This is a genomic window from Mangrovicoccus ximenensis, from assembly GCF_003056725.1.
Lineage (GTDB): Bacteria > Pseudomonadota > Alphaproteobacteria > Rhodobacterales > Rhodobacteraceae > Mangrovicoccus > Mangrovicoccus ximenensis.
Genome location: NZ_QBKZ01000013.1, coordinates 16,498 through 37,988 on the forward strand (window position 1 = coordinate 16,498; position 21,491 = coordinate 37,988).

Sequence of the window (21,491 nt, forward strand, 5' to 3'; positions counted from 1 at the left end):
CGGACATGTCCCGGCAGGCGGAGCGAAGCGGCAAGCGCGGCCACCCCGGGACCTTCTCCGAACGGGGAGGGCCAGGCCATGATCCGGGGGATCCTGTCCCCGGCGAATGCGATCCGGAGCTGTCTCACGCTGAAGGTCCCGCTCCGCCGGACCGTCGGCCTGGTCGCAAGCCTGATCGAGATGGCCGGGCGCGACTGGCCCGTGCCCGGCCATGCGGCGCTGTGCCGGCGGGCGCCCTGCCCCGCGCGCCGGTCGTCTTGGGCTTCGGCGACGCCGCCGGTCTGGCCCATGAGATGGCACGCCTGCATCCCGAACGGGTCAAGGGACTGGTAACGCTTGCCGAAGCACCGCCCGGCGCCTGCAACGCGCCCGCCGCGGAGGCGAAGGCCCCGGTCCGCTGGCATCTCGCCGGACCTGCCGGAACGCCTGCCTATGGCGACGGAATTCCCGGCACGCGGCGCTACGAACCGACCGGGCAGGACCCGGATCCGCTGATCCCGGCCTATCTGGCCCTCGCGGGCATGGACCACGCCTATGATGCGGGCGGAGACGGCGGGTTCGGCACCGGCCTGCCGGTCACCCTGCATCCCGCGCCCGAAGGCAGCCCTGGACGGCATTATGCGATCTTCCTCTCCGGCGATGGCGGCTGGGCGCGGTTCGACGACCGGATCTCGGACCTTCTGGCCGCCGAGGGCATGCCGGTGCTGGGCGTTTCCTCGCTGAAATACCTCTGGACCGCAAAAAAACCCGAAGAGATCGCCGCCGACATTGCCCGGCTCGACGGCGCGGCCGCCGGACCGCTCGGCCGCGACCGGCTGGTGCTGATCGGCTTCTCGATGGGGGCGAGCGTGCTGCCCTTCGCCCTGCCCCATCTGCCTGCCGGTCTGGCGCACCGGCTTGACGGGGTGGTCCTGCTCTCGCCCGAGGAACGCACCGGCTTCGAGATCGTGATCGGCGGCTGGCTCGGCAAGCAGACAGGCACCTCCGACGTGGTTGCAGCGCTCGGCGATCTGCCCGGCGGCCTGCACGTGCTCTGCCTCCACGGCGAGGAGGACAAGGCCAGCGCCTGCCCCGCCGCATCGGGCCATGGCATCACGCAGGTCACCCGCTCCGGCGGGCACCACATGGAAAACGACTACGAGGGGCTGGCCGGCCAGATCACCGGCTTCCTCGGTCCGTGATCTTCAGGCCAGTTCGATGCTGACGCCCGCCCAGGCCAGCCAGACCGCCGCGGTCCAGGTGAAGGACCCGCCGCCTGCGGGCGCGCCGTCGCGCGGATCGAAATACTCGGCAAAGCCGTGGCTGGCGATCAGCCGTCCGGTCGTCTGCCGCAGCATCTGTCCCTGCGGATGGCCGAAATCCTCCAGCCCCATGCCGACCAGCATGTTCAGCACGCCCCAGACCGGCCCGCGCCAGTAGCGCTTCGGGTCGAAGCGGGGATCCTGGAGCGCCAGGCTCGGCACGCCATAGGGCAGCGGCGCGAGAACCTCGGCCAGGGTCCCGGCCAGTTCCGGCCGGTCGATCCCGCCATACCAGGCCAGGAAAGACGCATTCGACAGCGTCCCGGAAAATTCGCCGTCGAGCGCGTTCCTCGAGTCGTAGGCCCGGATTTCGGGGTTCCACAGCGTCTCCGCCCCCTGCTCCAGCATCTGCAGGTCGTTCCACAGGCTCGCCGTCGGCAGCCCCTGCTGCTCGCCCAGCCAGATCAGGTCGCGCACGCCGCGCATCAGCGTGAAGGTCATGGTCGGATCGGCGACGAAGAAGGGCTGGTCCACCGCCAGGCTCGGCGCGTGCCAGCCCAGCCGCCGCCCGCGCTGCACCAGCCAGATATAGCGGTCGTAATCGTCCTTCGTGGGCCGCATCGCCGCGTGGACATGGTCGAGATCGCGCCGCACGTAATGGCCGACATCTGCCGGATCGATCGCCGCCATCGCCTTGTCCCAGTCGGCGGCATTGTCGCGCCCCGACTCCCAGGGATGGGCGATGCAGATCGCGCCCTCATGCTGGCGCCAGGCCATGAACCACTGCACCCAGCGGCGCATCGGGTCGAAAAGCATCCGCACCGGCACCGCCCCCATCGCAGGGTTCGCCTCGTAGAGCCGCCGCGCGAAGCTCAGCGACACCGGCGGCTGGGTGATCCCCGAGGACGGCAGCGGCCCGCGGCATTGCCAGACATCGGGGCCGGGGAAATAGCCGGGATCGGGGCGGTGGAACAGGATATGCGGCACCATCCCGTCAAGCCACTGGCCGGAATAGAGGATCTCCAGCTCGCGCCAGGCCCGCGCCGGATCGAAGGCGGCAAAGCCGAGCGCAGCGAAGGCGCTGTCCCAGTTCCACTGATAGGGATAGAGCCCATGGGTCGGGATGGTGTAGCCGCCCCGGTCATTGTCGCGCATGATCTGGATCGCGCGTCGGTCGAGTTCGTCCTTGATCGCCTGCATCACCTGCTCCGGCCGCGGCCCCCTGCACCGGACCGTCCCCCCGTGATGGCGTCCTTCGCGGCCGGGGACAAGCCGGCGGACGCGCGGCGCCGCAGAAACCGGCCGGGATTTTCGGCAAATGCCCGCCGATCGGGCGGCATCTCAGCAGATCCGGGGCAGCTGTTCGCCGACCAGCATGTCGACGATCCGCGCGCCGCCGAAGAGCGTGCGCATCGTTACCCGGCCCGGGCTGCCCCCGATGGCCCGGCCGATCACCGCGGTGCATGGTCTCCCGCGCGGCGTCCTGCATGGTCTTCCAAGGCCCCGGGCTGGTCGATGGCCTCCGTCCCGAAGAGGCCGGTGACGCTCCCGGCAAGCGCGTTCTCGCAGGACCCGCCGCCGCGTCCTGCGGACGGGTCGGCGTCCGCGCCGGCCGGGCGCCCGGTGCGCTTGAGGGACAAAGACTGCGGTCCGCGCTCCGAGTGCTGGGTCAAACCCCTGTTTCCAAGCGNATCCGCGCTCCGAGTGCTGGGTCAAGCTACTGTTTCCAAGCGTCTTTCCCTGCCGGATCGCCTGCTCCGGCGCATCGGGCGCGACCCGGGCCGTCCTCGAGGCCGGGCCGCGCCACCCGACGGGCCGCCGTGCGAACCCATCGATCCGCGTGCCATTTANTCCGACGGTCCGCCGTGCGAACCCATCGATCCGCGTGCCATTTAGGCGCCATCGGCGGTCCCCGCCCCGGGTGGCACCTGCGTGGAATCCGATGCCCGCAATTTGCCGGGCCGCCCGGCCCGGAAAGCCCGGTTGAGCTTGCCGTTTCCGCCCCGGAATGAGCCAGGTCGCGCCGTCGCCGATCGGGCTCGGACCGATGGCGCCACGATCGGCAACTCCGGGCGACAGTGGCGAATGCCCTCCAGGCCCGGCCCGCGCACACGCCACCCGTTTCAAGGCATGCCGGACTTTGCGCGCGCCGCAGGGTTTGCGGGTGCCGGACCGGGCCTTCCGGATCCCGTCCTGTCGTTCGGCATCGCGCCGCATGCGCGGCGAGGCCCGCGACGGGGCCCGTGCGGCGGCGCCGCTGCGCCGCGTCTGCGGGCTCGAGGGGCGCACCATGCTGGTCTGCATCGGCGCGATGAAGGCGGCGACCAGCTGGCTCTTCGCGCAGCTGCGGACAATGCCCGAGGTCGCCGTCTCGCCGCTGAAGGAGGTGCATTTCCTCGACGCGAAATTCGGCGGCACGGCACTCGCGGAGCCCGAGGCGCTGGCGGTCCGGCGGCTCGAATTCCACCTGCGCCAGCCCGGCGATCCGGCCGAAAACCTGCGCAGCCGCCCGGCCTTCCGCGCCAGCGTCGACCGGCTGCGGATGATCTATGACGACAGCGCCTATTTCGAGCATTTCGCCGGCCTTGCCGGGCCGCGCACGCAGGTTTTTGCCGACATCACCCCGGCCTATGCCTGCATCGGCGAGGCGGGCTTCCGCTACCTGCGCGACGCCTGCGTGCTGCAGGGCCTCGCGCCGCGGCTGGTCTTCATCCTGCGCGACCCGGTGGACCGGCTCTGGTCGCATCTGCGTTTCCTGCCGCAGCTGAACCGCGATCTGGACCCGGTCCGCGACTGGCAGGCGATGCTGGACGATCCGGCCGTGGCGGAGCGGTCGGACTACCGCGCCACGATCCGCGCGCTGGACCAGGTCTTCGCGCCGCAGGAGGTCACCGTGCTGTTCTACGAAACCCTGTTCGGGGACGGGTTCGCCGGGCTTTGCCGCGGGCTTGGCGTGCCGCTGCCCGCCGTGGACGCGGCGGCCCGGTTCAACCGCACCAAGCTCGAAGCCGAGATGCCGGAGGCCGCCCGCCGCGCGGCAAGCGGCGGCCACCGGCGCGGTGCCGGTGGGCAGCGAAGGCTGCAATTGCGCCGAGGCCGTGGCGACCGGCGCAACCTGGGTGGTGCCGCCCTGCCAGGCAGAGCAGCCGGCGAGGCCCAGCCCCGCGACGAGAAGAGCCAGGCCTTGCTTCATGTCACCACCACTTCTGCGGTTTGGCCGCGAAACCCGCGGCGGTTTCGAGGACCTGCGCCTGGTTCAAGAGCGCGCCTTCCTCCCAGGGCTTGCCGATCAGCTGCAGCCCCATCGGCAGCCCGTCGGCATTCACGCCGGTCGGCACCGCGATGCCGGGCAGGCCAGCAAGGTTCACCGTCACGGTGAAAACGTCGTTGAGATACATCTCCACCGGATCGGCATCGGCCATCTCTCCGAGCCCGAAGGCCGCGGTCGGGGTCGCCGGGGTCAGGATCGCGTCGATCCCCTCGGCAAAGGCCTGCTCGAAGTCGCGCTTGATCAGCGTGCGGACCTTGCGCGCCTGGTTGTAATAGGCGTCGTAGAAGCCCGCCGACAGCACGTAGGTGCCGACCATGATGCGGCGCTGCACCTCGGGGCCGAAGCCCTCGGCGCGGGTCTTCTCGTACATCTCGGTGATGCCGTCGCCCTGGCCCAGCTTGGCGCGGTGGCCGTAGCGCACCCCGTCATAGCGGGCGAGGTTCGAGGACGCCTCGGCCGGCGCGATCACGTAATAGGTCGGCAGCGCGTATTTGGTGTGCGGCAGCGAGATGTCGACGATCTCGGCACCGGCGTCCCGCAGCATCGCCGCGCCCTCGTCCCAGAGCTTGGCGACCTCGTCGCGCATGCCGTCCACGCGGTATTCCTTCGGAATGCCGATCTTCTGGCCGCGGATGTCGCCGGTGATCATCGCCTCGAAATCCGGCACCGCCAGATCGGCCGAGGTCGAATCCTTCGGGTCATGCCCCGCCATCGCGCCCAGCATGATCGCCGCGTCGCGCACGGTCTTGGTCATCGGGCCCGCCTGGTCGAGCGACGAGGCGAAGGCGACGATGCCCCAGCGCGAGCAGCGCCCGTAGGTCGGCTTCAGGCCGGTGGTGCCGGTGAAGGCCGCAGGCTGGCGGATCGAGCCGCCGGTATCGGTGCCGGTCGCCGCGAGGCAGAGATCGGCCGCGACGCGCGCCAGCGCGGCAACGACGGGCGGGAGCGCCCCTGTCCCGGAAACGGAAAAGGCCCCGGCGCTTGCGCGCCGGGGCCCGGGAAAACCGGATTACCGCCGGATCAGGCCAGGGCAGCCTTTGCCTTGGTCACGATGGCGCCGAAAGCGGCCGGCTCGTGAACGGCCAGATCGGCCAGGACCTTGCGGTCCACTTCGATCCCGGCCTTGTTCAGGCCGTCGATGAAGCGGGAATAGGTCAGGGTTGCATCTTCGGCGCGCACGGCGGCGTTGATGCGCTGGATCCACAGAGCGCGGAAGTTACGCTTGCGGTTCTTGCGGTCCCGCGTTGCGTACTGGTTCGCCTTGTCGACGGCCTGGGTGGCGGTCTTGAAGGCGGTGCTGCGGCGGCCGTAATAGCCTTTTGCAGCGTCCAGGATCTTCTTGTGGCGACGGTGGGTGACGACTCCGCCTTTGACTCGGGGCATCTGTGTAACTCCTTAGCGGGCGTACGGCATGTAGGTCTTGACGATCTTCTCGTCCGGCTTGCTCAGGACAGTGGTGCCCCGTGCATTCCGGATGAACTTGGTCGTCCGCTTGATCATCCCGTGGCGCTTGCCCGCCTGAGCGACCTTGATGCGCCCGGTGGCCGTCACCTTGAAGCGCTTTTTGGCGCCCGACTTGGTCTTCATCTTCGGCATTTTCTGCTCCTCGACTGGAGGTGATCGCCCGACTCGGCATGCCAGTTCACCGGACGGACGGGTAGAGCCGCGGTCTTTATGGCGCACGCCGCCAAATGGCAAGCCCTTTCCGCAGCCCCTGCGCCGACGGACGTATCGCAACCCGCCGCGCTGCGCCAGACTGGCTGCAGCACCCCCCGCAACAGGAGACGATTCGATGACCTATGTGACCGGAATGGCCGTGCCCGTGCCCGCCGCGAAGAAGGCGGAGTACATCGCGGGCTCCGAGCGCAGCTGGCCGCTCTTCCAGCGCGCGGGCGCGCTCGAGATGAAGGAATGCTGGGGCACCGACGTGCCCGAGGGCGTGCTGACCTCCTTTCCGATGGCGGTGAAGAAGGAACCGGACGAGGTCGTCGTGCTCTCCTGGATCCTCTGGCCGGGCAAGGCCGAGGCCGAGGCCTGCTTCGCCGCCATGGAGAGCGACCCCGCCTGGGCCGAGGTCTTCGCCGCAGGCATGCCCTTCGACGGCAAGCGCATGATCCATGGCGGCTTCGAGGTGGTCGTCTCGCGCTGAGGGAACCCCTGCGGCCGCTGCCCGTTCCCTTTCCAGCCCCGGAAGGAGAGACGCCATGCCCCGCGACACCCATGACACGACCGGCAAGGCCCAGCTCTGGCGCATGGCCATGCCGGACCACCTGTGCCCGTTCGGCTTGAAATCGAAGGCAATGCTGGAGCGCCACGGCTTCGACGTCGAGGACCACCTGCTGGCCAGCCGCGAAGAGGTCGAGCGGTTCAAGCACGACCACGCGGTCAGGACCACGCCGGTTACCTGGATCGGCGGCGAGATGATCGGCGGCCATTCCGAGCTGGCCGCGCATCTCGGCGAACCGCTGCCGGACCCGGATGCCCCGAGCTACCGCCCCGTCCTGGCGATCTTCGCCGTGGCCGCGCTGGCCGCGATCGCGCTGAGCTTCGGCGTCTTCGGCACGCCGCTGACGCTGCGGGCGATCGAATGGTTCGCGGCCTTCTCGATGGCGATGCTCGCGGTGCAGAAGCTGCAGGACGTGGAGAGCTTCTCGACCATGTTCCTCGGCTATGACCTGCTGGCGCGGCGCAAGGTCGGCTATGCCTATCTCTACCCCTATCTGGAGGCAGGTGCGGCGGTGCTGATGATCGGCGGCGTGCTGACTTGGCTCTCGGCGCCGGTGGCTCTGGCGATCGGCACGATCGGCGCGGTCTCGGTCATCAAGGCGGTCTGGATCGACAAGCGCGCGCTGAAATGCGCCTGCGCGGGCGGCAAGTCCAACGTGCCGCTGGGCTTCGTCTCGCTGACGGAGAACCTCGCCATGGTGGCGATGGGCCTCTGGATGCCGCTCCGCGCCTTCGGGGTGGTCTGAGGGTCCGGGCGGGGCTGCCCCCGCCCCGCCCAAATCAGGCCGGTGCGGCCGGCACGTCGGTCGGCGCCAGATCGTTGTCCTCGATCAGCGCACGCAGGCTGGCCTCGTCGGTCTTGGTCAGCGAGGTCTGGATCACCCGCCCCCTGGCGCGGAAGCCCTCGAGCCGCTCCAGCACCTTGTCGCCGGTGGCGCGGCGCACCAGCACGAAGACCATCGAGCCGCCGGGCTGCAGGCTGCCGCCCATCTCCTTCATGAACTTGTCGTTCACGCCGAGATCGGTCAGCGCGCCCGACAGCGCCCCAGCCCCGGCCCCGGCCGCGACGCCCAGGAGCGGATTGAGGAACACGACCCCGATCAGGAGCCCCCAGAAGGCGCCGCCGACGGCGCCGGCCGCGGTCAGGTTCACTTCTTGATGCAGCTTGACGTCGCCCGAGGCATCGCGCGTCACCACGACCGCATCCTCGATTTCCAGCAGGTATTCCTTCTGCAGCTTGATGAGCTCGGCGCGCAGCTCGAACCCGGTGGCTTCGTCATCGAAGCCGAGGACAATCAGATCGGACATGGCACTCCCTCCGGATGAAAAGAACGCCGCCCCGTGCGGAGCGGCGTTCAAAAGAGGTCGGCATCCCAAGACCTTCGGTCAAGCCCTTGCGGATCAACCCGGCTCGATCGAGAAGATCAGCCGCTCTTCGCAGGGCGCGACGCGCAGGATGTTCGTGGTGCCCGACTGGTTGAACGGCACGCCCGCGGTGACGATGATGCTGTCCTTCGACTCGGCGATGCCGAGCTGGCGCGCCGCGCGGGCGGCGTTGACCACGGCCATCTTGAAGCGGTCGACCTCGCCGGTGGTGGCGCAGGTCACGCCCCAGTAGAGACAGAGCCGCCGCGCAGTGGAGATCAGCGGCGTCAGCGCCACGACCGGCACGCGGGGACGTTCGCGCGAGACCAGAGCGGCGGTCGTGCCCGAATGGGTGAAGCAGCAGATCGCCTTGACATCGGCGGTCTCGGCCAGGTTCCGCGCCGCCAGCACGATGCCGTCAGCGACGGTGCGCCGCTCGATATGGCGCGAGGCGTCGAGGATCTGGTGGTAGTTCGAATCGCATTCCACCGAGATCGCCACGTTGTTCATCGTGGTGACGGCCTCGACCGGATATTTGCCGGCCGCGGATTCCGCCGAGAGCATCACAGCGTCGGCGCCCTCGTAGATCGCGGTCGCCACGTCCGAGACCTCGGCGCGGGTCGGCATCGGGCTCTCGATCATCGATTCGAGCATCTGCGTCGCCACGATCACCGGCTTGGCGGCGGCGCGGCAGGCGCGGATCAGCCGCTTCTGCACCGGCGGCACGGAATGCACCGGCAGCTCGACGCCGAGATCGCCGCGCGCCACCATGATGCCGTCGGAGGCGGCCAGGATGTCGTCGAAGCTCTTCAGCGCGGCGGGTTTCTCGATCTTGGCGATGATCGCGGCGCGGCCGCGCGCCAGCAGGCGCGCCTCGGCCACGTCTTCGGCGCGCTGCACGAAGCTCAGCGCCAGCCAGTCGACGCCCAGATCGCAGACGAAGGCCAGGTCCTTGCGGTCCTTTTCGCTGAGCGCGGCCAGCGGCAGCACCACGTCAGGCACGTTGACGCCCTTGCGGTTCGAGATCTCGCCGCCGATCACCACGGTGCAGTCGGCGAAATCGGGACCGCATTTCTCGACCTTGAGGCGGATCTTGCCGTCATTGACCAGGAGCATCGAGCCCGGCTTCAGCGCCGCGAAGATCTCGGGATGCGGCAGGCGCACGCGGGATGCGTCGCCGTCGGCCTCGTCCAGGTCCAGCCGGAAGGACGCGCCTTCCTCGAGAAGCTCGGAATTCCCGGCAAAGGTGCCGACGCGCAGCTTCGGACCCTGGAGGTCGGCGAGGATGGTGATCGGCGAGTTCAGGTCGGCCTCGACCTGGCGGATGATCCGGTGGCGCTCGGCGATCTCGTCATGGCTGCCATGGCTCATGTTCAGGCGGAACACGTCGGCGCCCGCCTCGTGGAGCGCGCGGATCCGCTCGTAGCTGGAGGATGACGGACCGAGCGTGGCGACGATCTTTGTGTTGCGTTGGCGTTTCACTTGCAGCCTCCCTTTCGGTACAGGGACGCTAATGACCCAAAACGATGTTAGCGGCAACAGTGCAGTACCGCGCAGTCAGGAGAGTGTGAAATGTCCACGGCCTTCGAAGTGACCGGAGCAGAGCGTAGCGGGGCATGGGTGGTCAGCTGCGACCATGCCACGAATATCGTGCCTGCTGCGGTCAATGGCGGCGATCTGGGCCTGGCCCCGAAGGACATGGAGCGCCACATCGCCTATGATGTCGGGGCCCTGGGCGTGGCGCTGGCGCTCGGCGAAGCCCTCGATGGCCCGGTGGTGTCGTCGCGCTTCTCGCGGCTGGTGATCGACCCGAACCGCGGCGAGGACGACCCGACGCTGCTGATGCGGCTCTATGACGGCTCGATCATCCCGGCGAACCGCCATGCCGGGCCGGAAGAGACCGCGCGGCGGCTCGATGCCTGTTACCGGCCCTATCACGGCGCGCTGGCCGAGCTGATGAGCGCGCGGCCCGAGCCGGTGCTGGTCTCGGTGCATTCCTTCACCCGGCAGCTCGCCGGGCGGCCGCCGCGGCCCTGGCAGATCGGCATCCTCTCGGCGGCGGACCGGCGGCTCAGCGAGGCGCTGATCGCCGCGCTCTCGGCACCGGATTTCGCGGATTGGGTCGAAGAGGTCTCGGGCGCGCCGCTGGCGATCGGCGACAACCAGCCCTATTCGGGCCATCTGCCGGGAGATGCGGTCGACCGCCACGCGCTGCGCCAGGGCCATCTGAACACGCTGATCGAGATCCGCAACGACCTGATCGCGACCCCTGCCCAGCAGGCCGCCTGGGGCGCGCGGCTGGCGCCGATGCTGCGCCGGGCGCTGCATGACGTCGGCGAGGCCCGCGATCCGCTGGGCTGACCACGGCGCCTCTGGACCCTGCCCGAAAGCCGCGCCAGACTGGGCGCAACCCTGAAGAGGAGACCGGCCATGAGCCTTCCCGAGATCGACCCGCAGACGCAGACCGAGCTGGAGGCCGCCGCCTTCCGCCGCCTGCGCGACCACCTGGCCGCCCGCACCGACGTGCAGAACATCGACATGATGAACCTGGCCGGGTTCTGCCGCAACTGCCTGAGCCTGTGGTACCAGGAGGCCGCCAACGAACGCGGCATCGAGATGGACAAGGCCCAGGGCCGCGAGGCCTTCTACGGCATGCCCTATGACGACTGGCGCGCGCAGCACCAGACCGAGGCGACGGCCGAGCAGAAGGCCGCCTTCGAGACCGCGCACAAGGCCCATAGCTGAGCCCGCAGCCGAGCCGCGGGCATCACGTTCAGGCGGCGTCGGCCTCGGGCTCGGCGCCGCCCTGCTCTTCCGCCCCGGCCTCGTCCTTGCGGCCGCGGCCCTTCAGTCCGGCCCAGAGCCCGACAAGGATCGCCGCGCCGACCGCGGCGCCCGCCACCCAGTGGCTGTGCCCTGCCAGATCGGCCAGATGCCCGGGATGCGCCAGAGCGGCGCCGGGCGCCGACACGAGAACGGCGCCAGTCAGGATGCGTGTCATGGGAAGAACCTCACCTTGCTGCGGCGCGACACTAGGGCCGCGGCAGGCGGGCTTCAATGGTTTTTCCCGGACCGCGGCCCGGATCAGGACGTCCCGTAATGGTCCAGCACCGCGTCGAGGTCTTCGGGCAGCGTGTCATGGCTCAGCATGGCGCAGGCATTGGTGGCGTGGCGGAAGATCGAGCCGTCGGAGAAGAAGCTCTGGCGGGTGACGAAGACCACCTTCATGTCCGGCCAGCGGTAGCCCGCCACATCCGCGACGGCAAAGGGGCTGCCTTCCTCCAGCAGGGCATCCAGAACGAGAATGGAGAAGCTCCGGCGGCTGAGCTGCTCGACGGCCTCCTCCTGGCTGTGGACCAGGGTGACCTGCTTGCCCGAACGCTCCAGATGGCGTTGCCAGAGCCGCCCGAGCTCGAGGTCGCTTTCCACGATGAGGACGTGCATGAAGTCTCCTGATGCTCCCTGATCCTTAGCTGGCGGCATGTATTTTGCGGCCCGGTTTCGCCGCCTCCAGATGCCGCCCAAAGAATTACCAAAGTCTTAAAATCGCCAAGTTTACGTTAACGGAACCGCCGGAAAACCGTCATTTTTTCTGCGCCGCAGCACAATGTCGCAATGCACGCATTGGTTGCACGTTAAGTCAAGTCTGCGGAGAAAACCACAGCGGCGGAGGAATGCCGGACTGGATCGCGCGTGCGAATCGGGTGGACACCGGCAGGGGAGGAAGGGATCACCGACCCTGCCCCGAAGACCAGCCGGATCCTGTAGGCATGATAACGACTCACGCCGCCTGCCTTGCTGCAGCGCTGATAATTGACGCCCTGATGGGCGAACCCGATGTCCTGTGGCGCCGCCTGCCGCATCCGGCGGTGCTGATGGGCCGCGCGGTGGCCTGGCTCGACCGCCGCCTGAACAGCGGGGCCGCCCGCCGGATCAAGGGGATGGCGGCGCTCGTCCTTCTGGTGGCCGGTGCCGTGCTCCTCGGCCTTGCCATCGAGGCCCTGCCCTTCGGCCCGCTCTGGTCGGTGCTCTGCGCCGCGGTCCTGCTGGCGCAGAAGAGCCTCTGCCAGCATGTCGCGGCCGTCGCCGCCGCGCTGCGGCAAGGGCTCCCCGAGGGACGGCAGGCCGTCGCCATGATCGTCGGACGCGACACCACCGCGATGGACGCCCCGGCCATCGCCCGCGGCGCGATCGAAAGCGCGGCGGAGAACCTCTCGGACGGCGTCGTCGCCCCCGCCTTCTGGTACCTGCTGCTCGGCCTGCCCGGCATCCTCGCCTACAAGATCGTGAACACTGCCGACAGCATGATCGGCTACCGCACCCCGCGCCACGAAGAATTCGGCTGGGCCTCGGCCCGCTTCGACGACCTGCTGAACTTGGTTCCTGCGCGGCTGACCGCGATCCTGATCGCCGCGCTCTGGTCGCTCTGGGGCGCCTGGCGCAGCATCGCCGCCGAGGCCCGGCGCCACCGCTCGCCAAATGCCGGCTGGCCCGAGGCCGCGCGGCCCGGCCCAACGGGAAGAGGCGGCCCGCGGCAGCGGGCCGTCCGATGACGGGCGGGAGCGCCCCGTTCTCAGCGGAGCTTGGCGGCCTTCTTCAGCAGCATGCTGCGCTTCACCTTGCTCAGGCGGTCGAAATACATCTTGCCGGCGAGGTGGTCGACCTGGTGCTGCACGCTGGTTGCCCAGAGGCCGATGAAATCGCGTTCTTCGGTCTCGCCCGCGGCATTGAGGAAGCGCACCGTCACCGCCCGCGGCCGGGTCACCCTTGCGGAGACGCCGGGCAGGTTGGGGCTGGCTTCCTCGTGGTCGCGCGGCTCGATCGAGCTGTGCAGGATCTCGGGATTGGCCATCAGCACGGCCTTGCCGCGCTCGTCGGAGGCATCGACCACGGCCAGCTGCCGCATCACCCCGATCTGGCAGGCGGCCAGTCCGACGCCCGGCATCGCATCCATGGTCTCGACCATGTCGGCCCAGAGCGCGCGCACCTCGTCATCCACCGCCGCCACCTCGGCGCAGGGCGTCCGCAGCCGCTTGTCCGGCCACATCACGAAGGGGCGGACGGTCATAGCGCCTTGCGCGCGCGGTCGCGCTTCAGCTTCTGCATCTTGCGGGTGATCATCTGGCGCTTCAGCGGCTTGAGGTAGTCGATGAACAGCTTGCCGTCGAGATGGTCGATCTCGTGCTGCACGCAGGTCGCCCAGAGCCCGTCGAATTCCTGGCTCCGCTCGGTTCCGTCGCGGTCCATCCAGCGGACCTGCACCAGCTTCGGACGGGTCACCTCGGCATATTGCTCGGGGATCGACAGGCAGCCTTCCTCGTAGACATTGGTCTCGTCCGAGGCCGCGGTGATTTGCGGGTTGAACATCACCGTTGGCTGCGGTTCGGCGCCTTCCTCCTTGACGCAATCCATGACGATCACGCGCTGCAGCACGCCGATCTGCGGCGCCGCAAGCCCGATGCCGGGCGCGTCGTACATGGTCAGGAGCATGTCGTCGGCAAGCGCGCGCAGCTCGTCGGAAATGTCCGGGACGGGCTCGCAGACCGTCTTCAGACGCGGGTCGGGATGGATGAGGATCGGACGGATGGCCATGACGGTCATCTAGGACAAGCCGGGGCGGGGCGCAATCGGCAGGACGCGCAAAAACGCCGGGCCGCAGGCCGGATTTCCGCAGGGACAAGGTGGCATCGTGCCGGGTCCTGCCCTAGCTTCTGCCTGTTGAGTTCAGGAGAAGGTCGGCATGGCATTCGATTTCGACCGCGTGATCGAGCGGCGCGGCAGCAACTGCGGAAAATGGGACAACATGGAGAAGATCTATGGCGTCCCGGCAGCGGACGGGCTGGCCATGTGGGTCGCCGACATGGATTTCGCCACCGCGCCGTCGGTGACCGATGCGCTGCACGCCATGGCCGATCACGGCGTCTTCGGCTACATCGCCTCGGAGGATGCCTATCGCGAGGCGGTCTGCTGGTGGATGCGCACGCGACATGGCTGGCAGGTCGCGCCGGAGACGATCTTCACGACCAACGGGCTGTGCAACGCGGTGGCGCTGGTGCTCGACGCCTACACGGCGCCGGGCGACGGCATCGTGCTGATGGCGCCGGTCTACCACGCCTTCGCCAAGACGGTCCGCAATGCCGGGCGGGTGGTCGAGGAACGGCTGCTGCGCCACGAAAACGGCCGCTACGAGATGGATGTCGACGCCTGGGACGCCCAGCTGACCGGCAGCGAAAAGGCGGTCATCCTGTGCTCGCCGCACAACCCGGGCGGCCGGGTCTGGAGCGTGGCGGAGCAGAAGGCGCTGGCGGCCTTCGCCGAGAAACATGACCTGCTGATCATTTCCGACGAGATCCACCAGGACCTGACCTATCCCGGAGCGGCGCATGTGCCGTTCCTGAAGGCCGCGCCCGAAGCGGCGGCGCGCACGGTTGTTCTGAACGCGCCGTCGAAGACCTTCAACACGGCGGGCATGCATTGCGGCCAGGTGATCATCCCGGATGCGGCGCTGCGCAAGGTCTTCGCGGCACGGATGCAGGCGCTGGCGCTGGCGCCGAGCTCGGTCAGCCTCGAATCTGTCCGCGCCGCCTATTCGCCGGAAGGCGCGGCCTGGGTCGATGCGCTGCAGGGCTATCTGGACGGCAACCGCCGGGTCTTTGACGCGGGCGTGAACGCGATTCCGGGGGTCCGCTCGATGGAGCTCGAGGCGACCTATCTGGCCTGGGTCGATTTCTCGGGAACCGGCATGGAGACCTCCGAGGTGCTTGACCGGGTGCAGAACCGGGCGAAGATCGCGGGCAATCTCGGCGCGACCTTCGGCGCCGGCGGCGAAAGCTTCGTGCGCTTCAATCTGGGCACCCAGCGGGCGCGGATCGAAGAGGCGGTGTCGCGGCTGCAGGACGCGTTCTCCGACCTCCAGTGAGTGCGGCGGGCAGGGCGCAGGCCCTGCCCGGACGGGTTCACTGCGAGGCGGCGACGATGTCGCCATAGAGCTTGCGGTCGGCCGATTGCAGCCCGCCGCCGATCACGATGTAGGAGGGCACGACATAGGCGTCGTTCTTCTCGTCGAAGAAATGCCCGGGCACCTCCATCTCGACGGTCTCGCGGGCATAGAGGCTCTTGCCGCGGAACTCCATGTCGTTGATGTCCTTGTCATAGAGCTCGCCCAGCTCCCAGCCGTCCTGCAGCAGGCCGATCACCTCCTCGTTGCCGGCCACGCCGACCATCAGCATCGCGTCGATCGCGCCCTGCTCGGCCAGGGTCCGCGCCAGCAGCGTCAGGTCATGCACCGGCTTCGCCGAGGCCCAGTCCGAGCCGTTGCCGTGGTCGCCGGTCTCGATCGAGACGATGGTGCGCCAGAACAGCTCCGTCCCCGAGCCGATCGTGTCGACTAGGATGCGGCTGTCCTCGTCGAGATCGCTCAGCTCGTCCATGCGGCTGTCCGGCGGGAACAGGATGAAGGCGTATTCGTCGCCGTAGCTGCCGACGGTCTTCAGGTCGCAGCCTTCCTGCTCGCGCGCATAGATCGCGTCGATCTGCATGATGCCGACCGTCGCCCGGTCGCCGCAGAGCGCCAGCGAGATCGCGTCGGAGCCCTCGTAATTGTCGATCCAGACCTCGTGGCCGCGCTGGCCCAGCCGCTGGGCGATTTCCTCGCCGCGCTTCTCGTAGCCGCGCCCCTGCTGGCCGACGGCGACATGCACGGCGTTCTCGCCGGGTTCGGACTGGGCGAGGGCGGGGGCGGCCGGGGCCGCCAGGGCCAGGACGGCCGGGATCAGGAAGTTGCGCATCGTCTCCTCCTCGTGGGTCAGGCCCCGCCGGGCGCGGCGCCGGATGGCATGTTCCGAGACATAGGAAAAACCCGGCCGCGATGCGACCCCCGCGCGGCCCCGGCGGTGGAATTCGATACTGTCTTGACGCCGCGCCCCGATCGGCGCAATTGCCCGGCCATGGCTACCGGACATCTGACAATCGATCTCGACGCAGTGGCGCGCGGCTCGTCGGCGCAGGCGAGATGCGACATCAGCAGCTCGGGCTTCGCCGCCAGCAGGCTGTCGCGCAGCCCCTGCCATTCGGCGGGCTCCATGCCGAGCCGGTTCATGCCGCTGTCGAGCTGCACGCCGAACCGGTGGCCGGGCAGCGCCTCCATGTGGCGCTTCGCCTGTTCCGCGCTGTTGAGCATCGGCACGAGGTTGTTGCCGCGGATCAGCTCGGCATCGCCGGCCATGTGGCCGGAAAAGACGCCGATCCAGAAATCGGGGCCGAGCGCCGCACGCAGCGCGGCGCCTTCCTCCGCGGCGGCGACGAAGAACTTCCGCGCCCCCGCCTTCGCGAGCGCCCCCGCGATCCGGTCGATGCCGAGGCCGTAGCCGTTGGCCTTGACGGTCGCCGCGGTGGTCGTGCCCTCTGCGGTCATTGCATTCAGGGCCCGCCAGTTGCCTGGCTGCGCGGCGCCAAGATCGCCCGGATCGGCGCGCCGGCCGACCTGACCTATGACGTGTCCGAGCTCGGCACCGGCCGCGACGCGCTGGTGAAGCTCGCCGCGGCGGACCATTCGGACAAGGCGGACATTCCCGGCATCGTGATCGTCGGGCAGGGCGCGCTGCGCGAGGCCGATGGCGAGGCGGTGCTGAGCCAGCCCTTGTCCGCGATCAGCGCGGCGGCGGTATTCCCGACCTTCGGCCGCCACCGGATGCTGCGCCGCGCCGCATTCCGGCAGACGTTCCTCCGGCCGGACTCCGCCAGCATTTCGAACCGCCGTGCCGCCAGCCCGGCATCCGCGGCCTCCGTCATCCCGCGGGCCGTCATCCGGACCCCGGTGCCGGGGCGACGCCCCCGCCTTGCACAAGCAGGGCGCGCTTTTGCGGACCTCTTTTCCGGCCGGGCATCCCATCAGAGGTCCGGTCGGTCGAAAGCGATCCTTGACGAAGCCCGCCGCGCTGCCGCGGCACGGAGGGGAAAGGATGGCCGAGCAATGTCGCGGGCGGTTGGCCCGACCGCGACGTGCCCCGGCGCCCGCAGGCAAACCGGAGCACTGTCTGCCGGATGGGGAGCTCCTCTCCGGCCCGGCGCTGCACCGGATCGGGCCATCGGACCGGACCGCGTGACCATGGCCGGGTGACCCAGCCTCCGGCATTCTCCGGAACCCGGGCAAGACATCGGAGCACGCACCGGCAGGGGTGAGCGCATCGACCAGCCCCACCGGGGGAAGAAGGCGCACCGCCCGGGACCGAGCTCCGCAGCCACCTCCGCCACCTCCGCCACCTCCGCCACCTCGAATAGATGAAATTTTCTTTCATCTTGCGCAAAAGGCGGATTTTGACCAGAAACCTGCATGCCGATCCTGCTGCGCAGTTCGCCGCGGCGCAGACCGGCCGATGCTCTGGGAGGACACCTGATGAAGACTCTTTCGACCAAATTCGCGATCCTGGCGGCCACCGCAGCCGTCAGTGCCGTCACCGCAGGCGCTGCGGATGCGAAGGTGCGGCTGAAACTGGCGAACGCGCTCGCAGAAGACCACCCGACCAGCGTCGTGCTGCAGCAATTCGCCGACGAAGTCGAGGAGCGGACCGATGGCGAGGTCGTGTTCCGCCTGTTCCTCAACGGCGTGCTGGGCTCGGAGCGCGAGGTGCTCGAGCAGCTGCAGAACGGAGCGGTCGACGTCACCCGCGTCTCGGCCGCGAACCTGGAGAATTTCAACCCGGTCTATTCCGCCTTCACCCTGCCCTACCTGTTCGGCAGCGAGGCGCATTTCTACAAGGTGATGGACGGCGAGACCGCGGACATGATCTACGAGGCCTCCGCCGAAAGCGGCTTCAAGGGCCTGACCTATTTCGATTCCGGCGCCCGGTCGTTCTATACCAAGTCGCAATGCATCGAGACCCCAGCCGATCTGGAAGGCCAGAAGGTGCGGGTGATCAACTCCCACACCTCGATCCGCATGGTCGAGCTGATGGGCGGCATTCCGACCCCGATGCCCTATGGCGACATCTACACCTCGCTGCAGCAGGGGGTGATCGACGGCGCCGAGAACAACCCGACGGCGCTGACGCTCGGCCGCCACGGCGAGGTCGCCAAGTGCTATTCGCTCGACGAGCACCAGCGCATCCCCGACTTCCTGGTGATGTCGAACCGGGCGCTCGACAAGCTGACGGACGCGCAGAAGGCGATCGTCAAGGAGGCCGCGGCGCATGCCACCGAAGCGCATCGCGAGATCTGGGCCGCCGCCGTCGACGAGGCCATGGAGCAGATCGCCGAGATGGGCGTGACCGTGGTCGAGCCCGATATCGAGCCGTTCCGCGCCAAGGTTGCGCCGCTGGTCGAGGAATACGGCAAGGACCCGCAGGTCAGCGCGCTGATCGAGGCGATCGGCAAGGTCGAGGCGGACTGAGCCCCCGGACCTCCGTCCCCCGGCGGAGGCCTCTCCGACATGACGGCCGCGGACGGAGCCCCGTCCGCAGGCCACCCGTTTCCGCCGCGGCGGACCGGCGCGGACAGGATGGCTGGCCGCGCCGCCCGTCCGGCCGTGCCGTCTTCGAAAGGATCAGACCCGTGCGTTCCACCCAAGAGCTCCGCAGCAGCATCGATGCGCTTGTCGGCGGCCTCGCCTCCCTCAAGGACGAGGGCAAGTTCGACGAGCCCAATCTCGACGGCAGCGCGGGCGACTATGTCAGCTTCGACTCCTGGGAATGGCCGCAGGGCGTCGGCCTCTACGGGCTGGCGCAGCTCTGGCGGCAGACCGGCGATGCGCGGCTGAAGGAAATGCTCGAGGGCTGGTATGCCCGCCAGCTCGAGGCCGGGCTGCCCGCGCAGAACGTCAACACCACCGCGCCGCTGCTCGGCCTGTCGCTTCTGTGGCGCGGGACCGGCGAGGACCGCTGGGAAGCGCCGATGCGCGACTGGGCCGACCGCATTCTCGTGGACATGCCGCGCACCGCCTGCGGCGGCTTCCAGCACAATGTCTCGGACAAGATCAACGACGACGAGCTTTGGGACGACACGCTGTTCATGGTGGCGCTGTTCCTTGCCAGCTATGGCCAGGGCGCGGGACGCAAGGACCTCGTCGAGGAGGCCACGCTGCAGTTCCTCGTCCATGTCCACTATCTCTGCGAACGCGAAACCGGGCTGTGGTTCCACGGCTGGACCTTCGACGGCAACCACAATTTCGCCCGCGCCCGCTGGGCCCGCGGCAACAGCTGGATCTCGGCCGGGGTGCTCGACCTGCTGGAGCTGGCCGAGCTCGACGGCGCGGTCGGCCGCTACCTGACCTGGGTGGTCCGCGCCCAGCTCGACAAGCTCGTCGAGTTCCAGGCCGAAAGCGGCGCCTGGCACACGCTGGTCGACGACCCGTCCTCCTACGAGGAGATCTCGGCCACTTCGGCGATCGGCTACGCGCTGCTGAAGGGCCACCGGCTGGGCCTCGGCCCGGACAGCTGGAAGGAAGCCGGGCTGAAGGCGCTCGACGCCACGCTGGCCAATATCGGCGCGGACGGCGTCGTCGGCAACGTGTCCTACGGCACGCGGATGGGCCATGACCTGCAATTCTACCGCGACATCCCGATCCAGCCGACCGGATACGGCCAGTCGATGGCCATCCTGCTGCTGGTCGAAGCGCTCAACATCGCCAAGGAGGCCTGAGCCATGTTCACCGAGACCAAGTACGGCGCCTCCCCGCGCGACATCCCGGGCTACACCAACGAGCGGCTGCGCGAGGAATTCCTGCTGGAGAACCTCTTCGCCGAGGACCGGCTGCAGATGGTCTACACCCATGTCGACCGGATGATCGTCGCCGGGGCGCTACCGGTGTCGCAGCCGCTGGTGATCGAGAGCGGCGAGGCGCTCGGCACCGAAAGCTTCTTCTCGGCGCGCGAGGCGGGGATCGCCAATCTCGGCGGGCCGGGCCTGCTGGTGGTCGACGGCGAGACCGTCGAGATCGCCCATCGCGACATCTACTATGTCGGGCGCGGCACCGGCTCGGTCTCGATGGCCTCGGTCGATCCGGCCAATCCGGCGGCCTTCTACATCAACTCGGTTCCGGCCGGCGAGGACCTGCCCGGCGCGCTGATCCGGCGCGAGGAGTCGAAGCCGGTCGAGATCGGCGAAGCGGCCCGCGCCAACCTGCGCACCCTGCGGATGTACATCCATCCCGAGGTCTCGCCGAGCTGCCTCTTGCTGATGGGCATCACCGAGACCGCGCCGGGCAGCGTCTGGAACACCGAGCCGCCGCATCTGCACGAACGCCGGATGGAGGCCTATGTCTATTTCAACATGGCCCCCGAGGACCGGGTGATGCATTTCATGGGCGAACCCAGCCAGGTGCGCACCCTGGTCGTCGCCGACCGCCAGGGCGTGCTGTCGCCGGCCTGGTCGATCCACATGGGGGCGGGCACCGGGCCCTACTGCTTCGTCTGGGGCATGACCGGCGAGAACAAGGCCTATGCCGATTTCACCCCGGTGCCGGTGAAGGACCTGCTGTGATGAAGGACGGCGGCATGGACGGGATGGCAGGGGCGCTCCGGCGCCCGCTCGGCAAGGGCGCGCCGGTCTGCTACTGGCAGCTTTCCGGCACGCGCAGCGCGGAATACGACGTCGTGCCGCGGCCGATGTCGGGCAGCATGGATGCGCAGTTCTTCCTGACCAAGGAGAAGAACTTCATCCCGCATGAATATCCCTGCCGCACCGAATTCGCGGCAGAGCGGCGCGGCCGCCGTCCGGTGGTGCATGACCCTGCGCCGGGCGGCCGGGTCTGGACGCCGTTCGGCTCGCCGCGCGTCGATCTCTCGGGCTTCTGGTTCCGCGCCACCGAGATCTCGACCTGGGCCGAGACCGTCATCGAGGCGGAAGCAGCGGGCACGGCGCGGCTGCGGCTGTCCTGCTGCGGCGGGGCGGTGCTCTGGGCCAACGGCACCGAGATCGGCCACATGAGCGCCTATCAGCGCAATTTCGAGACCGCCGCCGAGTTCGAGGTCCCGCTCCGCGCCGGCGCGAACGAGATCGCGGTCTATTTCGACGATCTCGCCGAACGCGATGCGCGCTACTTCTTCCAGCTCGACTGGCTCGACGGGCCCGAGGCCGCGATCCGGCTGCCGGTCGGCTGCGACGCGCAGACCGCCGACCGGATGGAGGAGCTGCTCGAGCAGATGCATTTCGAGCGCCCGGCCTATTCCTCCGGCATGGTCGCCTTCGCCTGTCCCGTCGCGATCGGCCGCGACATCGCGGTCGAGGTCGAGGTGGCGGGCGATTTCCTCGCCGAGGAGCACCAGCTCCTGACGCTCGGCCTGCCCGACGGCGCGACCCGCCTCGTGCTCGGCGAGGTGGAGGACTTCCCCAGCGATTTCCGCCATTTCGAGGTGAAGCTCCGCTGCGGCGGGCTGACCCTGGAGCGGCCCTTC

General features: G+C 68.9%; 22 protein-coding genes and 2 pseudogenes. 11 read left to right on the forward strand and 13 right to left on the reverse strand.

The genetic code is table 11. The annotated features are described in order from the left end of the window. The first annotated feature begins 78 nt into the window (after positions 1 to 78). Positions 79 to 333 carry a transposase gene (locus tag C7T91_RS39475; protein ID WP_108259689.1) on the forward strand — a complete coding sequence of 85 codons (255 nt, stop codon included), beginning with the start codon at positions 79 to 81 and terminating at the stop codon, positions 331 to 333. Further along, positions 294 to 1,181: an AcvB/VirJ family lysyl-phosphatidylglycerol hydrolase gene (locus tag C7T91_RS13455; RefSeq protein ID WP_108259690.1), complete on the forward strand. Its 888-nt coding sequence runs from the start codon at positions 294 to 296 to the stop codon at positions 1,179 to 1,181. Before C7T91_RS39475 ends, C7T91_RS13455 begins: the two co-directional genes overlap by 40 nt. A gap of 3 nt (positions 1,182 to 1,184) precedes the next feature. On the opposite strand, the gene C7T91_RS13460 is transcribed toward C7T91_RS13455, so the two are convergent. The 5 genes and pseudogenes from C7T91_RS13460 to rpmI form a co-directional block, all read right to left on the reverse strand. Continuing rightward, positions 1,185 to 2,441: an MGH1-like glycoside hydrolase domain-containing protein gene (locus tag C7T91_RS13460; RefSeq protein WP_108259691.1), complete on the reverse strand. Its 1,257-nt coding sequence runs from the start codon at positions 2,439 to 2,441 to the stop codon at positions 1,185 to 1,187. 141 nt (positions 2,442 to 2,582) lie between these two features. Continuing rightward, positions 2,583 to 2,717, reverse strand: a pseudogene (locus C7T91_RS13465) (hydrogenase expression/formation protein HypE); the annotation flags it as partial. Positions 2,718 to 4,435: 1,718 nt separating this feature from the next. Then, positions 4,436 to 5,434, reverse strand: a pseudogene (locus C7T91_RS13470) (amidase family protein); the annotation flags it as partial. 98 nt (positions 5,435 to 5,532) lie between these two features. After that, positions 5,533 to 5,895, reverse strand: coding sequence for a 50S ribosomal protein L20 (gene rplT / locus C7T91_RS13475; RefSeq protein WP_108259692.1), 363 nt, complete (start codon positions 5,893 to 5,895; stop codon positions 5,533 to 5,535). A gap of 12 nt (positions 5,896 to 5,907) precedes the next feature. Next, entirely contained in the window at positions 5,908 to 6,108 is a 201-nt protein-coding gene (rpmI, locus tag C7T91_RS13480) for a 50S ribosomal protein L35 (RefSeq protein WP_108259693.1), read from the reverse strand. Positions 6,109 to 6,304: 196 nt separating this feature from the next. On the opposite strand from rpmI, the gene C7T91_RS13485 reads away from it, so the two are divergent. Both C7T91_RS13485 and C7T91_RS13490 read left to right on the forward strand, forming a co-directional pair. Continuing rightward, positions 6,305 to 6,661: a DUF1428 domain-containing protein gene (locus C7T91_RS13485; RefSeq protein WP_108259694.1), complete on the forward strand. Its 357-nt coding sequence runs from the start codon at positions 6,305 to 6,307 to the stop codon at positions 6,659 to 6,661. A 55-nt stretch (positions 6,662 to 6,716) separates the two neighbouring features. Next, positions 6,717 to 7,484: a MauE/DoxX family redox-associated membrane protein gene (locus C7T91_RS13490; RefSeq protein ID WP_108259695.1), complete on the forward strand. Its 768-nt coding sequence runs from the start codon at positions 6,717 to 6,719 to the stop codon at positions 7,482 to 7,484. A gap of 34 nt (positions 7,485 to 7,518) precedes the next feature. Here C7T91_RS13490 and C7T91_RS13495 read toward each other — a convergent pair whose 3' ends face one another. Then, positions 7,519 to 8,046: a DUF1269 domain-containing protein gene (locus C7T91_RS13495; RefSeq protein WP_108259696.1), complete on the reverse strand. Its 528-nt coding sequence runs from the start codon at positions 8,044 to 8,046 to the stop codon at positions 7,519 to 7,521. Positions 8,047 to 8,139: 93 nt separating this feature from the next. Beyond that, on the reverse strand, positions 8,140 to 9,585 hold the full coding sequence (pyk, locus tag C7T91_RS13500) for a pyruvate kinase (RefSeq protein ID WP_108259697.1): 1,446 nt from the start codon (positions 9,583 to 9,585) through the stop codon (positions 8,140 to 8,142). A 90-nt stretch (positions 9,586 to 9,675) separates the two neighbouring features. Here pyk and C7T91_RS13505 point away from each other — a divergent pair, with 90 nt between their 5' ends. Both C7T91_RS13505 and C7T91_RS13510 read left to right on the forward strand, forming a co-directional pair. Then, complete coding sequence (locus tag C7T91_RS13505; RefSeq protein WP_108259698.1) at positions 9,676 to 10,464, forward strand: N-formylglutamate amidohydrolase; 789 nt, start codon at positions 9,676 to 9,678, stop codon at positions 10,462 to 10,464. A gap of 69 nt (positions 10,465 to 10,533) precedes the next feature. Continuing rightward, positions 10,534 to 10,848, forward strand: a complete 315-nt coding sequence (locus tag C7T91_RS13510; protein ID WP_201742100.1) for a DUF1244 domain-containing protein — start codon at positions 10,534 to 10,536, stop codon at positions 10,846 to 10,848. Positions 10,849 to 10,876: 28 nt separating this feature from the next. Here the strand turns inward: C7T91_RS13510 and C7T91_RS13515 are convergent, their stop codons facing one another. Continuing rightward, complete coding sequence (locus tag C7T91_RS13515; protein WP_108259699.1) at positions 10,877 to 11,104, reverse strand: DUF6732 family protein; 228 nt, start codon at positions 11,102 to 11,104, stop codon at positions 10,877 to 10,879. An 83-nt stretch (positions 11,105 to 11,187) separates the two neighbouring features. Continuing rightward, positions 11,188 to 11,547 carry a response regulator gene (locus C7T91_RS13520; protein ID WP_108259700.1) on the reverse strand — a complete coding sequence of 120 codons (360 nt, stop codon included), beginning with the start codon at positions 11,545 to 11,547 and terminating at the stop codon, positions 11,188 to 11,190. Positions 11,548 to 11,873: 326 nt separating this feature from the next. Between C7T91_RS13520 and cbiB the strand changes: the two genes are divergently transcribed. Further along, positions 11,874 to 12,656, forward strand: a complete 783-nt coding sequence (gene cbiB / locus C7T91_RS13525) for an adenosylcobinamide-phosphate synthase CbiB (RefSeq protein WP_108259701.1) — start codon at positions 11,874 to 11,876, stop codon at positions 12,654 to 12,656. 20 nt (positions 12,657 to 12,676) lie between these two features. Here the strand turns inward: cbiB and def (C7T91_RS13530) are convergent, their stop codons facing one another. Continuing rightward, the gene (gene def, locus C7T91_RS13530) at positions 12,677 to 13,171 is read right to left on the reverse strand and encodes a peptide deformylase (RefSeq protein ID WP_108259702.1); all 495 of its coding nucleotides are present in this window, start codon (positions 13,169 to 13,171) and stop codon (positions 12,677 to 12,679) included. Beyond that, positions 13,168 to 13,704 (reverse strand): peptide deformylase, encoded by a 537-nt coding sequence (gene def / locus C7T91_RS13535; protein ID WP_236638226.1) that lies wholly within the window; start codon positions 13,702 to 13,704, stop codon positions 13,168 to 13,170. Before def (C7T91_RS13535) ends, def (C7T91_RS13530) begins: the two co-directional genes overlap by 4 nt. A 139-nt stretch (positions 13,705 to 13,843) precedes the next feature. Between def (C7T91_RS13535) and C7T91_RS13540 the strand changes: the two genes are divergently transcribed. Then, positions 13,844 to 15,022, forward strand: coding sequence for a MalY/PatB family protein (locus tag C7T91_RS13540; RefSeq protein ID WP_108259703.1), 1,179 nt, complete (start codon positions 13,844 to 13,846; stop codon positions 15,020 to 15,022). A gap of 37 nt (positions 15,023 to 15,059) precedes the next feature. Here C7T91_RS13540 and C7T91_RS13545 read toward each other — a convergent pair whose 3' ends face one another. Together C7T91_RS13545 and C7T91_RS13550 are read right to left on the reverse strand one after the other, a co-directional pair. Further along, complete coding sequence (locus C7T91_RS13545) at positions 15,060 to 15,890, reverse strand: TAXI family TRAP transporter solute-binding subunit (protein ID WP_108259704.1); 831 nt, start codon at positions 15,888 to 15,890, stop codon at positions 15,060 to 15,062. Between the two features lie 17 nt (positions 15,891 to 15,907). Continuing rightward, a complete protein-coding gene (locus tag C7T91_RS13550) occupies positions 15,908 to 16,594 on the reverse strand; it encodes an alanine racemase (RefSeq protein WP_269101512.1) in 687 nt (228 codons plus the stop codon). A gap of 903 nt (positions 16,595 to 17,497) precedes the next feature. On the opposite strand from C7T91_RS13550, the gene C7T91_RS13560 reads away from it, so the two are divergent. From C7T91_RS13560 to kduI, 3 genes are all read left to right on the forward strand, one after another. Further along, on the forward strand, positions 17,498 to 18,490 hold the full coding sequence (locus C7T91_RS13560; RefSeq protein ID WP_161555889.1) for a TRAP transporter substrate-binding protein: 993 nt from the start codon (positions 17,498 to 17,500) through the stop codon (positions 18,488 to 18,490). Positions 18,491 to 18,651: 161 nt separating this feature from the next. After that, a complete protein-coding gene (bglB, locus tag C7T91_RS13565) occupies positions 18,652 to 19,737 on the forward strand; it encodes a beta-galactosidase BglB (protein WP_108259708.1) in 1,086 nt (361 codons plus the stop codon). A gap of 3 nt (positions 19,738 to 19,740) precedes the next feature. After that, the gene (gene kduI, locus C7T91_RS13570) at positions 19,741 to 20,577 is read left to right on the forward strand and encodes a 5-dehydro-4-deoxy-D-glucuronate isomerase (protein WP_108259709.1); all 837 of its coding nucleotides are present in this window, start codon (positions 19,741 to 19,743) and stop codon (positions 20,575 to 20,577) included. The last annotated feature ends 914 nt before the right edge of the window (positions 20,578 to 21,491 follow it).